Source organism: Alteromonas sp. S167, from assembly GCF_036864375.1.
GTDB lineage: Bacteria > Pseudomonadota > Gammaproteobacteria > Enterobacterales > Alteromonadaceae > Alteromonas.
Genome location: NZ_JAZETR010000013.1, coordinates 81,189 through 93,103 on the forward strand (window position 1 = coordinate 81,189; position 11,915 = coordinate 93,103).

15 protein-coding genes are annotated in these 11,915 nt (G+C 44.2%); 7 read left to right on the forward strand and 8 right to left on the reverse strand.

The genetic code is table 11. The features are described 5' to 3' along the window. Positions 1-48: 48 nt before the first annotated feature. Genes V7R35_RS16965 through V7R35_RS16975 form a run of 3 tightly spaced genes read left to right on the forward strand, consistent with a single transcriptional unit; the run spans position 49 to position 3,649 of the window. A complete protein-coding gene (locus V7R35_RS16965; RefSeq protein ID WP_334016073.1) occupies positions 49-1,656 on the forward strand; it encodes an amidohydrolase in 1,608 nt (535 codons plus the stop codon). A gap of 14 nt (positions 1,657-1,670) precedes the next feature. Continuing rightward, positions 1,671-2,972 carry an APC family permease gene (locus V7R35_RS16970; protein WP_334016058.1) on the forward strand — a complete coding sequence of 434 codons (1,302 nt, stop codon included), beginning with the start codon at positions 1,671-1,673 and terminating at the stop codon, positions 2,970-2,972. Between the two features lie 35 nt (positions 2,973-3,007). Beyond that, complete coding sequence (locus V7R35_RS16975) at positions 3,008-3,649, forward strand: MBL fold metallo-hydrolase (RefSeq protein WP_334016059.1); 642 nt, start codon at positions 3,008-3,010, stop codon at positions 3,647-3,649. A 6-nt stretch (positions 3,650-3,655) separates the two neighbouring features. Here the strand turns inward: V7R35_RS16975 and V7R35_RS16980 are convergent, their stop codons facing one another. Continuing rightward, a complete protein-coding gene (locus V7R35_RS16980) occupies positions 3,656-4,171 on the reverse strand; it encodes a lactoylglutathione lyase family protein (RefSeq protein WP_334016060.1) in 516 nt (171 codons plus the stop codon). 128 nt (positions 4,172-4,299) lie between these two features. Between V7R35_RS16980 and V7R35_RS16985 the strand changes: the two genes are divergently transcribed. Beyond that, on the forward strand, positions 4,300-5,199 hold the full coding sequence (locus tag V7R35_RS16985) for a LysR family transcriptional regulator (protein WP_334016061.1): 900 nt from the start codon (positions 4,300-4,302) through the stop codon (positions 5,197-5,199). 101 nt (positions 5,200-5,300) lie between these two features. Here V7R35_RS16985 and V7R35_RS16990 read toward each other — a convergent pair whose 3' ends face one another. The 4 genes from V7R35_RS16990 to V7R35_RS17005 are packed head-to-tail and all read right to left on the reverse strand — an operon-like array spanning position 5,301 to position 7,872. Beyond that, the gene (locus tag V7R35_RS16990; protein ID WP_334016062.1) at positions 5,301-6,137 is read right to left on the reverse strand and encodes a class II glutamine amidotransferase; all 837 of its coding nucleotides are present in this window, start codon (positions 6,135-6,137) and stop codon (positions 5,301-5,303) included. 59 nt (positions 6,138-6,196) lie between these two features. Continuing rightward, complete coding sequence (yiaA, locus tag V7R35_RS16995; protein WP_334016063.1) at positions 6,197-6,667, reverse strand: inner membrane protein YiaA; 471 nt, start codon at positions 6,665-6,667, stop codon at positions 6,197-6,199. Positions 6,668-6,677: 10 nt separating this feature from the next. After that, the gene (locus V7R35_RS17000; RefSeq protein ID WP_334016064.1) at positions 6,678-7,469 is read right to left on the reverse strand and encodes a DUF2145 domain-containing protein; all 792 of its coding nucleotides are present in this window, start codon (positions 7,467-7,469) and stop codon (positions 6,678-6,680) included. A gap of 10 nt (positions 7,470-7,479) precedes the next feature. Further along, a complete protein-coding gene (locus tag V7R35_RS17005) occupies positions 7,480-7,872 on the reverse strand; it encodes a hypothetical protein (RefSeq protein WP_334016065.1) in 393 nt (130 codons plus the stop codon). A 132-nt stretch (positions 7,873-8,004) separates the two neighbouring features. Between V7R35_RS17005 and V7R35_RS17010 the strand changes: the two genes are divergently transcribed. Continuing rightward, positions 8,005-8,739 carry a helix-turn-helix domain-containing protein gene (locus V7R35_RS17010; protein WP_334016066.1) on the forward strand — a complete coding sequence of 245 codons (735 nt, stop codon included), beginning with the start codon at positions 8,005-8,007 and terminating at the stop codon, positions 8,737-8,739. A 63-nt stretch (positions 8,740-8,802) separates the two neighbouring features. After that, positions 8,803-9,021, forward strand: a complete 219-nt coding sequence (locus V7R35_RS17015) for a VF530 family protein (protein ID WP_334016067.1) — start codon at positions 8,803-8,805, stop codon at positions 9,019-9,021. Positions 9,022-9,078: 57 nt separating this feature from the next. Here the strand turns inward: V7R35_RS17015 and V7R35_RS17020 are convergent, their stop codons facing one another. From V7R35_RS17020 to dinB, 3 genes are all read right to left on the reverse strand, one after another. Continuing rightward, positions 9,079-9,954, reverse strand: a complete 876-nt coding sequence (locus tag V7R35_RS17020) for an MBL fold metallo-hydrolase (RefSeq protein WP_334016068.1) — start codon at positions 9,952-9,954, stop codon at positions 9,079-9,081. A 72-nt stretch (positions 9,955-10,026) separates the two neighbouring features. Continuing rightward, positions 10,027-10,275 (reverse strand): DUF1653 domain-containing protein, encoded by a 249-nt coding sequence (locus V7R35_RS17025; protein WP_334016069.1) that lies wholly within the window; start codon positions 10,273-10,275, stop codon positions 10,027-10,029. Positions 10,276-10,333: 58 nt separating this feature from the next. Further along, positions 10,334-11,419, reverse strand: coding sequence for a DNA polymerase IV (gene dinB, locus V7R35_RS17030; protein WP_334016070.1), 1,086 nt, complete (start codon positions 11,417-11,419; stop codon positions 10,334-10,336). A 231-nt stretch (positions 11,420-11,650) separates the two neighbouring features. Here dinB and V7R35_RS17035 point away from each other — a divergent pair, with 231 nt between their 5' ends. Further along, complete coding sequence (locus tag V7R35_RS17035) at positions 11,651-11,893, forward strand: type II toxin-antitoxin system ParD family antitoxin (protein WP_334016071.1); 243 nt, start codon at positions 11,651-11,653, stop codon at positions 11,891-11,893. The last annotated feature ends 22 nt before the right edge of the window (positions 11,894-11,915 follow it).

Genomic DNA, 11,915 nt, shown 5'->3' on the forward strand with positions numbered 1-11,915 from the left:
ACAATGCTTCGCAGCACTATTCGCACCTGCCTAGGCATAGGTTTGGCTATGACTGCCCTTGGTGTAAACGCCGCAACACTAGTAAACAATGTCAAAGGTTACACACTTAATGACAGCGGAAAGCTAACCACATTCAACAATCTTGTAATAGACCACGGCAAAGTAGTGGCTGCTAATGTTGATGTTAACGACTACTCCATAGATAAAACCATCGACGGCGAAGGCAAAGTGATGTTGCCGGGTTTAATAGACGCCCACGGCCACTTATTGGGTTTAGGCGCAAACTTGTTGGAAGTTGATTTACGCGAAAGTACTAGCGCGCAAAATGCGGCAAAAATGGTTGCTGATTATGCTTTTGCGAAGCCAGCACAAGCGTGGATTACAGGCCGAGGATGGAACCAAGAACTTTGGTCTGACCGCGCGTTTCCAACTGCGCAAGACTTAGATAAAGTAGTAGCAGACCGCCCTGTCGCACTAGCCCGAGTAGACAGCCACGCTACGTGGGTTAACAGTAAAGCCATGGAGCTTGCTGGTATCACTAAAGACACTAAGTCTCCCGCAGGCGGCGAAATAATTAAAGACGCTAACGGTAACCCTACCGGCGTATTTATCGACAATGCGTCGCTGCTAATTGAAGCGCATTTACCTAAAGCCAGCAATGCAGTTTATGAACAACAGCTGCAGGCCGCAGGTGAGCACTTACTATCAAATGGGATCACATCAATGCATGATGCAGGTATTGGCCGTGATGTGTATGACTTTTATTTGAAGGAAGCTGTTGAAGGTGATTTACCTGTGCGCGTTTACGCTATGGTAAGTGCAACAGACCCCGAACTTTCAACCATGCTTGGCAATGGGAACATTCGAGATGCCAACGATTTCTTATACATTCGATCGGTAAAAGCATATGGAGACGGCGCATTAGGAAGCCGTGGCGCTGCGCTTTTAGAGCCCTATTCAGATGCACCGCATCAGCATGGATTGCTACTAACGCAACCAGAAGATATGACCCAGCTATTTACCACGGTACTTGGGGCAGGTTTTCAGCTGAACTATCACGCTATTGGTGATAAAGCGAATCATGTAGCACTAAACGAGTTTGAGACAACGTTTGAAACACTTGGTGGTGCGGAGCTTCGTAACCGTATTGAACATGCACAGGTTATTGCGCCTGACGACCTAGCCCGCTTTGCCGAGTTAAAGGTACTGCCATCAATGCAGCCTACCCATGCTACCAGCGATAAAAACATGGCTGAAGATCGTATTGGTAAAGATCGTATGAAAGGCGCGTATGCGTGGAAAACGTTACTCGACTCGGGCATTGCCTTGCCGCTAGGTTCTGATTTTCCTGTAGAGCTAGCAAATCCATTCTACGGTTTACATGCCGCCGTAACGCGCCAAGACAGAAATAATCAACCGGTTAAAGGCTGGTATGCACATGAAGCGCTTACCATCGAACAAGCCTTTAGGGGCTTTACATTGGATGCTGCTTACGCAGGTCATATGGAGGACACTCTGGGTTCATTAACAAAGGGCAAATGGGCAGACTTCATTTTAGTTGATCAAGATATCTTCACAATTAAACCGGAAGATATTTGGAAGACAAAAGTACATGCAACGTACGTTGCAGGTGAGCAAGTATTTGAAGCGAAATAGCCCATAGCGCCAATATGACAAATTCTGCTTCAAACTCAGGCCTACTTACTAGAGGCATTGGCGGCATTGGTGCCGCCCTGTTGGTGCTTAACGGTTTAATAGGCGCGGGCATTTTTGCACTTCCCGCTAAAATGGCTGCAGAACTGGGCGCTTTTAGCCCCTATGTGTTCTTAATTTTTGGCGTACTAATGCTTAGCATTGTGTGGTGTTTTGGGCAGCTTGCTGTTTTCTATCAGCAAACAGGCGGCCCGGTAATTTATGCACGCAAAGGCTTTGGAGACGCCGCTGCCTTTCAAACTGGCTTTATTTACTACCTTGCTCGCGCCACCGCCATAGCAGCCAATATGCATGTACTGCTATTGTACGCTGGTTACGTGTGGCCTGAGCTAAACAGCGGCATAGGCAAATCTATCGCCATTGTTATGCTTACCAGTGCACTAATAACGGTAAACATTATTGGCTTAAAAGCAGCAATGCGGTCTTTGGACGCTATATCACTATTAAAATTACTACCTTTTGTCGCCGTTATTGGTGTTGGCTACAGTCAACTAGATTTCTCAGCTACTGCCTCCAGTACGCAGCAGTTTGTTCCTACTCTCGATACTATTTCGGCAGGTGCACTACTTACCCTGTATGCATTTATTGGTTTTGAAACCGTTGTTGTTACCAGCGGAGAAACGTCGTCTCCCAAGCGAACTATTCCAAGAGCGCTTATGCTGACCGTCTCGGGCATAGCATTGTTCTACTTTTGTGTGCAGTGGCTTTACTGGCATATGATTGGGCCAGACAAACCAGACAGTGCGCCACTTATCGCACTTGCCGATATGATATTTGGCAAAACAGGGGCATTAGTGATGACATTAACGGCTGTGGTATCAGTTGCAGGCAATTTGCTAGCAAACATGATATCAACGTCTCGCCTTACCTATTCTATGGCCCATCAGGAGTTAATCCCAGGAAGACTTGGTGAAAACTTAGGTAAAGTGAACCAACGCTTCGCTACACCTCATGTTTCTATTTGGATATTGGGCGTATTTGCAGGCATACTCGCGCTTAGCGGAAGCTTTGTATGGTTAGCTATATCAAGTGTATTAGCACGTTTAGTCGTATACGCTTTTTGTGTTTTGGTATTAATAAAAGCGCAACGAGCACAGTCTGATGTACCCAATTTTATAACGCGTGCAATTCCGTTCATTGCGCTTGCGGTCTGCACTTGGTCAATTACACAGTCGACAATAAATGCATGGTTATTTTTGCTGGGAGAGCTCGCCATTGGCGCATTACTGTACTTAGCCATCCGCCGCAAACCTGTGTAGTGTTGAAAAAAACAGATTTTTGAAAAGGTTTTAAAGTGAATATTGTTGTTTTACCCGTAACGCCTTTTGCGCAAAATTGCTCATTAATATGGTGTTCTGAAACCATGAAAGGGGCATTTGTCGACCCGGGCGGTGACATTGATAAGCTTATCAAAGCCGCTACACAACACGGCGTTAGCATAGAGAAAATTATACTTACACACGGTCACCTTGATCATGTTGGCGGCACGGTAGCCATTGCACAACATTATAGTGTACCTGTTATTGGGCCTCATATTGGCGACAAGTTTTGGCTAGATGCCTTAATGCAACAGAGCCAAATGTTTGGTTTTCCTCCTGCTCAGCCTTTTTCTCCAAATGAGTGGTTGAACGACAACGACACCATTTCGCTTGGCAATATTACGTTGGAAGTGCTGCACTGCCCTGGCCACACGCCTGGACACGTAGTGTTGTTAGAACGCACGAGCAACAGCGTGGTTGTGGGTGACGTTATTTTTGCAGGCTCTATAGGTAGAACCGACTTTCCGCAGGGTAACCATCAACAGCTAATCGATTCTATAAAACAAAAAATTATGGTGTTGCCAGACGATATGACGATTTATCCCGGCCACGGCCCTACCACTACGGTAGGGACTGAGAAGGCCACAAACCCTTATGTATCGGGTAAGTTTGGTTAAACCAGCTTACTCGTAAGCACCACTGGCATAGTGTAATTCATAGCTATGGCTGTAGATTTCAAGAATGTTGCCAAACGGGTCTTCCATATAAATCATGCGATACGGCTTCTCGCCCGGATAATAATAGCGAGGAGCCTTCATGCGTTTCTTACCACCAGCGGCAACAATTTTATCAGCTAAACCCTCTACATCAGGGTCTTGAACACAAAAGTGGAAAACACCGGTTTTCCAGTACTCGAAGTTATCTTCTGGGTTTTCCTGATTGCTGAATTCAAAGATTTCTACACCTACTCGGTCGCCCGTCGACAAATGTGCTATACGAAACTTTCCCCATCCAGCGCCAAAAACGTCAGTACACATTTCACCAATGGCTGAGTCGTCTTCAACAATCTCGGTTGGCTTCATAATCAAATACCAGCCTAGCACTTCGGTATAAAATTTTACCGCGGCTTCTAAATCAGGTACCGAAATACCAATATGTGAAAACGTACGAGGATAAGGTGTTTTTACTGCTTCAGTCATCACTTGCTCCTTTTAATGGCTCTACAAAATTAAAGAATTACTAAATGAAAGTGTGATCATGGTAGCTAGACAAAAACAAAACATGAAATTATGATATTTTCTAAACTTGATAATTTAAAATTATAACCATGCTCAACCCCGTTTGGTTAGATACCTTTTTAACCTTAGCCGACACTGGCAATTTTACACGTACCGCAGAGCAGCGTTTTATGACTCAGCCTGGTGTTAGTCAGCATTTGAAAAAACTAGAAGAGGCGTGTGGCTGCGAGTTAGTGGTTCGTTTAGGTAAAGGTATTCAACTTACTGAACAAGGAAGGCGCGTATACGACTATGCGTTACAGCAAAAGAAACGTGAGCAAGACTTTCTAAGTGCATTAAAGTTTGACGAAAAGTACGAAGGACAATGCAGTGTTGCCTGCTCAGGCGCTACAGCACAGCGTATTTACCCCGCGCTAATAGCATTACAGGTTAAATACCCTAAGTTGAATATTCATGTTGAAGTAGCCCCTCGGCGCACCATACTTCAAGATATTCAAAGCAACAGTATGTTACTAGGCATTGTTACGAATATGCCTAATAGCGATGATGTTGCATATAATTACTTAGGCGAAGAGACGCTTGGGCTTATTCTGCCCAAAAAGTATGAGAATAAATATCACCAAATTGATTCACTATTACCAACACTGGGGCTAATAAACCACCCTGATGCTTTGCATTATTTACAACGCTATATCAACGATAGTGGCGATGATAAATTGCAGCGTATTAATCCAAATAAAATGAAACATACCGGCTATATCAATCAACTGTCGCAGATATTGCTTCCGGTAAGCCAAGGCCTTGGTTTTACGGTGTTGCCCACCAGCACATTAACATTTAGTGGTGTTGCCAATTTATTGTGCATATACAAGCCGACAAACAGCGTTACCGAACCACTTTTCAGCGTGCAAACGCCACACACCGAATTACCGGCTAGATATGAGTTGATAAAAAGCGCTATAGCTGAAGTACTTGGCGAGTCGAGCTAGTTTTTTGCTTCTAGTTACTAGGTCTGCTTATTGGGCCAAGTTATTGTGCCTCTGCCTTGTGTTGAGTTATCGCGCTTAACTATCTGGTTTTATTATCTCGTTTAGCTACTGTGTAAAGCAGGATCTGGTGACACCATTTGAGCTTCTTTCTTATGCTCAGGTACGTCTACTTTACCGCTAGCAACAACTTCACCTTCTAACCATAGTTTCCACTCACCACGCTCGTAAATGTCCCACTGCTCGTCATTGGTCAGTGGTTCTGTGGCAATAATGCTTACTACATCTTTCGGGGTGGTTTCGGCGGCAAAGTCTATTTCTACTTCAACATCTTTCAAGCAAGCTGGCCCAAATGGTGCTCTTCGGGTAATACTTGCCAGCTTGGTACTGCAAAAGGTAAATAGCCAATCACCATTACTTAATAAGCAATTAAACACGCCCTTTTGCGCATAGCTTTGTGCCAGCGGTACTAGCGTAGCGGCCAACTCTTCATTACTGGCGCTGCGAGGCAAATTATCGCGAACTGTATTCATAATGTCGCAAAATAAAGCTTCACTATCGGTATCGCCAACGGCTTCATACATACCCTGCTTAGGCGAAAACGAAGGAAGCTGGCCGTTGTGAGCAAATACCCAATATCTGCCCCACAGCTCCCTTGCAAACGGATGTGTATTGGCTAAGTTGATATTGCCCACATTGGCCTGTCGAATATGACAAATTGCGCTTTTACTTTTTATGGGAAGTTTTGAGACAAAATCGGCAATAGGTGACGTGGCGCAGGGCTCTGGGTCGTGAAACATTCGAACGCCCGTACCTTCGTAAAATGCCACACCCCACCCATCTTTGTGCGGTCCGGTTTCGCCGCCTCGGCGAGTAAGGCCGGTAAAACTAAAACACAAATCGGTTGGTGTATTGGCACTCATGCCTAAAAGCTCACACACTACAGTTGCTTCCTACTTTCACAATCATGCGTTGAGCATACGCAAGCTAACAGTGTGAATCAATCGCTAGTCCCTTTCGCAATATGTAACTTGTGTGGTGCTTCAACTTCTTCTTTAAACAACGGAAGATCTTCATCTTGTTCAGGCTTCTGGCTATCTCGAACGTTTTTCTGTACTGTTACCGCGGCAAACAGGCTAAGCGTAAATGTCATGCCGAAAAAGCCCTTTTCACTTAATAACAACTCTGCATTCATTAAGCCAATAACCAACAGCGCAATTGAAGACAAAGCCGCCACTATCGATGCAAGAAAGTAAGCTTTCGTCGTTGGAATGTTTTCCATTTTATCGCGTACGGTTTTTTGCAGGCTTACTACAGCAAACAAACCAAATAGCATAATAGTGAAGTAATAGCCTTTTTCGTTTAGCGCCATAGGTGCGTTGTAAAGCCCAATAAAGTAAGCTGCGACGCCGGTTACTAAAGCTGCTATTGACGCTAATTTAAATGCTTTTGTTGGGTTCTGAGTTTGCATAGAGTCTCTCCTAAATTGCGTTAACGTTTTGGTTGTTGTCAAACGTTACCGCCGATGTTGATAATCCGTACTGCTGCATATAGCGCGCTAAACTTGAAAAGGTTGTTGTTTCTACCTTGCGACCGTGGTCACTTAGCGTAATACCGTCATTAAACATGCTTGCTATGCCTAACTTTGCACGGCTCATTTCTACTTTTTGTGGCTTAAAATAAGCCTTAGCGTTGGCTTTTAACTGCTTTGTGTTAGTGGTTGAATATACGGCGCTGTTCAACACATCTAACGTATATTCCGTGCAGTTTTGACGCTTACTATTGAACGGGTTAGCCAACACAGAATATCGCGGGTTGTGTAGCAGCTTTGCCTTGTCTTCTGAATAAAGCGCAATAAGTGCATTTTGTACTTCTGGCGTAGGAACAATGATGCCTGCTTCCATGGCATAAGCTCCCCAGAAAAAATCTACCGGATAGTCGGTTATTAAGTGGCTTACATCTGGCTGCTGTGCATCTTGATACAGATTGTGAATAGCATAGCCTTTAGCCACTTCGCCATTGTCCAATTGAATGCTTGAATAAATGGCAATCGCGGTATGGGTAAAGCGAATACCCTTTGGTAACTCACTTTCTGCGCGCCCTCTTCTTGCAATGATAAAGGCTCTGGCGCCCTGCGCCGCTGCGTACTTCTCTACATTTTTTGAGAAGTGCGCAATAGTTTCCGGCGTAAAGTGTGGCTTTCCAGCTTGTTCGCTGCCAGCATTAACTGCCATGCTTATAAGCAACATATAAATAAAAATACATGCTCTCATAACTGCAACCTTATCGTGTTGTAGTAGCGGTTGTTGTGGTTTTAGACACTATTTTTACTTTGTTTGGCGCGGGGTCGGCCGTAATAATAGTTTCGGTTATTACAATGGGTTCATTGCTAGTGTCACTGTTACTTTCGTGGCTGGCGCTTTTAGCTACCGATTCAGCGCTCTCGGCAATAGCACTACCTGTGGCAACAATGGCGCTACCAGTAACGACAACAGGTACTGCAACAACAGCGCTGGCAACCGATGCCGTAGTTGCTAAACCTTGGCTTGATGCAAGCACACTGTGCTTACTGGCTTTTCCGCTATGTGTAACAGAATCGTCGGCAAACGTGTTTGACGATAACGTTGCGGTCGTTAAAGCGGTAACTAACATCAATGTTAAACGTGTATTTTTCATATCACTTGCTCCTATGTAGTAAGGCGTTGCTTTGCCTTGAACACAATCTACACTAGGTGCAAGAATTAATTTCGTAAACCAAATTGAATAATGTAGTATTAAATTACACCATAAGTATTACAATTTAATACCATGAGCCAAATAAGCCAAGTTTACGACACCCTTAAGCAATGCCTGCGTGAACAGCGTGTAACTTACAAACACGTTGCTAATGCCCTTAATGTTAGTGAAGCCAGCATTAAACGAAACTTTTCGCTTCAAGCGTTTAGCTTGGACAAACTAGAACATATCTGCGACCTGCTTCAGCTTTCGCTGAGTGAGCTTTTTATTATGTCGCAACAGCAGCAAGACAAGATCTCTCAGCTGTCCGAAGAGCAAGAGCTACAGCTACTTGCAAACCCTAAGCTGTTACTTGCAGCGGTATGCGTGCGCGACGGCTGGCGATTTGAAGAAATTGTTGAACATTACGATATTGAGCATGTTGAAGGCATAAAACTTATGACTACGCTTGATAAACTAAAGCTAATAGAGCTTTTACCTAATAACCGATATAAATTACTGATAGCACAAGACTTTAGATGGATCCCCGGCGGACCTTTAGCTAAGTTTATGGAAAACGAGGTTATGGTGAAGTTTATGGCGCCCAAGAAAAACGAGCCATGGATGTTTCGCTCCTACCTAAGGGGCAGATACTCACCCTCGTCCGTTGCCATTATTCAACGTCGTTTAGAACAATTAAGGCAAGAGGCAGCCAAACTAAGCAGTGAAGACAATGCACTGCCTATAGAAGAAAGGCAACATATTGGTTTACTTATGGCTATGCGCCCATGGGAGCCATCGCTATTTGAGAACATGCGGCGTAAATAGTGAAAGCGACAAGCCGTTTAATAACGCCATGTTATACTATGGTGAAATTGCAAAGAGACGAACATGAACCAGCAGCCTAACAACCCGCTTCACGGCCTTACGTTAGAAAAAATCGTAACCCAGCTTTATGAAAAATACGGATGGGATGGGCTTTACTACCGAATCAAAATTAACTGCTTCAATAACGACCCTTCAGTGAAATCATCACTCAAGTTTTTACGCAAAACACAGTGGGCGCGTGACAAAGTAGAGCAGCTTTATATTCAAACTTTCGTAAAGTAAAAAACATAAAAAGCGGCAGACGCCGCTTTTTATCACACTTTATCGTTAATTCTTTTTTCACGCATCGTTGTAAAGCGTTGTTATCCATTTCTCTTCATTGATGAAGTTCCAGCTCCACGACGCCCATTTTTCTTCTAAGCCCATAGCTTTAACGTCATCAAGTGATTTGCCTTCTTGCTTAAGTGCTTTCACATAGTTAAAGGTATCGCTAATCATGCCAAGAAAGTTAGCATATTCGGCTTTATTACTTAGCGCACCATGGCCAGGAATAATTACCGTGTCATCATCAATTCTATTAAGAAGCTGTTGAACCGATTCCATATAGCCTTCCACATTGCCGCCTGCCCCTTGGTCGATGTAGGGAAAACGGCCGTTAAAGAATAAATCGCCAGTGTGAAGCACATTTGGCTGTTCAAAAAGCACCGCACTGTCGCCGTCGGTATGGCCCACCGCTAAATGTATTACATGAAGCGTTTCACCGTTAAAGTAAATTTTAATGCCGTCTTCATAGGTAATAGTGGGTAACGCCTCTGGCGCTACTTTCTCGTCACTGGCTAAACGTATGCGTACATTTTCATGGGCTAGTATGGTTGCGCCTTTGTGGCTGTTGAAGAACGCATTAGAACCGGTGTGATCACCATGATAATGGGTGTTAATTACGAATTTGGGTTTGTCGCTACCGAGCTCACCTAACTGTGCAGCAATTTTTTCAGCAAGCGGAGCAAACTGATCGTCGATAATAAGTACACCATCATCACCAGCTGAAACGCCAATGTTACCACCCGCTCCGGTAAGCATGTGTACGGCTCCTTTGATAGCCGCGGCCTTCACTTCAACATTCGCGAAACGGTCTTGTGCATTGGCTAACGAAACGGGCAAAACCGCAATAACGGCTGCGGTTAGCAATGAACGTAAGATAAGGGGTGTTTTCATAGTGCGTTCCTTGGTAGGTATGTATTTTTTGGTTTTTATAAAGACCTTGTACACTATGGGCTAATTTCATTATTAGATCATTTTTTCATCGTTAGGAATATCACCCACGTAAGCAAATCGAGGCAGCACAGCGCCATCGCGCTCAACGTTTTCAGTAAACATAGATAAGGGTCGTACCCATAGTGCACGTTCGCCATAGCAGGGGCGGTACACCACGAGTTTCGACTCGTCTTCAGAATGCGTAGCAACTTCATACACGTCGTACAAATTGCCTTTATAGTGCTTGTATCGCCCAGGAGTGATTAGTTTACTGTTGTTCATTGCTTTCCTTTGAAGTACTTTTAATTTGTTTTAATTGGTCGTTCCAATTACTGAGTTATTAGTTCTCGCGATTGTGATCGTCTAGCGGCAGCACGAGTTGCTGTGTGGTTTGATTGGCCGCAAGACCAATGTGAAGCCCTACTAATCGAATACCACGCCCTTTTGCTCTTTCAAAAGCCTCTTCCATTAATGAATGAAAATAGGCCTCGTCTAGGGCGTGATGTCGATGTTCAACGGTAGTTAGCTGAAAGTCGTTAAACTTCAGCTTTACGCCCTGAGTGCGCAGCCGCACGGTTTTGCCCGTTCGCTTTTTATGATTTTCCATACGCTCAGACAACTTTTCAAGTAAGTGTGGTAGGAACGCCTTACATTCCTCAAGCGTATGAATATCTTCACTAAGTGTACGTTCTACGCCAATTGACTTTCGCTCTCTAGACACCGACAGTTCGCGTTCATCAATTCCATGGGCCCGCTCCCATAATACACTACCAAACTTACCCAGCTCTTTCTGCAAACGCTCAAAAGGATAACCACGCACATCATCGCAGGTATTTAGCCCCAAGCGCTGTAGCTTTTGCATGGTGACCTTCCCTACTCCAGGTATTTTTTTAAGCGGCATCAGTCTTACAAAATCATCTAGCTTATCTGGTGTTACAACACAAATACCATCAGGCTTATTTTCATCGCTTGCCACTTTAGCTACAAATTTACACGGCGCAACACCCGCTGACGCAGTTAACCCTAACTCGGTTTTAATGCGATGGCGTATTTCTTCAGCAATAAGCGTGGCACTGCCCCCGCAAAACTCACTGTTGGTAACATCAAGGTAGGCTTCGTCTAGTGATAATGGCTCTATAAGGTCGGTGTAGTCTGAAAATATCTTTCTAATTTTTTGCGATTCATTGGCGTACACCTCCATGCGCCCTTTAACTAACGTTAAGTTGGGGCATAACTTCATGGCATACGCCGTGGCCATAGCCGAACGCACGCCAAACTTTCTTGCGGGGTAATTACAGGTAGATATTACCCCACGTCTGTCGGAGCTTCCTCCAATAGCAATAGGGATATCGCGCAACGAGGGGTTGTCGCGCATTTCAACTGCGGCATAAAAACAATCCATGTCGACGTGGATAATTTTTCGCATTACCTGCCTTTGCTCTAACTACGCTTACGCGCAAAACTGTACAAATAGACAGTATATTATTAAAGACGATAAATTACACTATTAAAGCTTTAAGAACGTTGCGTCATAGCTGCTTTCTGAGTTAATGGCGTCTGTGATGATAACTATTAGTTTTACAAAATTATGGCTGTCGATTGTGCAAAAAATAGGAATGCGCTAAATTGTAAGCACGCTACTTACAAGGTATTCAAAATGGCGCGAACAATCACTTTCCAACCCAGTAGTAGTATGAGTGAGTTTATCGAAACAATGGTTCAAACGGGCGACTACAACAACCAAAGCGAAGTCATACGCGCGGCATTACGACTACTTCAAGAGCAAAATGCTGCGTCGAAGTTGAAGCAACTGAGGAATTTAATTGATGAGGGAGACAACAGTGAAGACGATGCAAACTTTTCAATGGATAGACTCAAACGTCAACTTAAAGCAATGTAATGACTGAATACCGCGTTTCAAA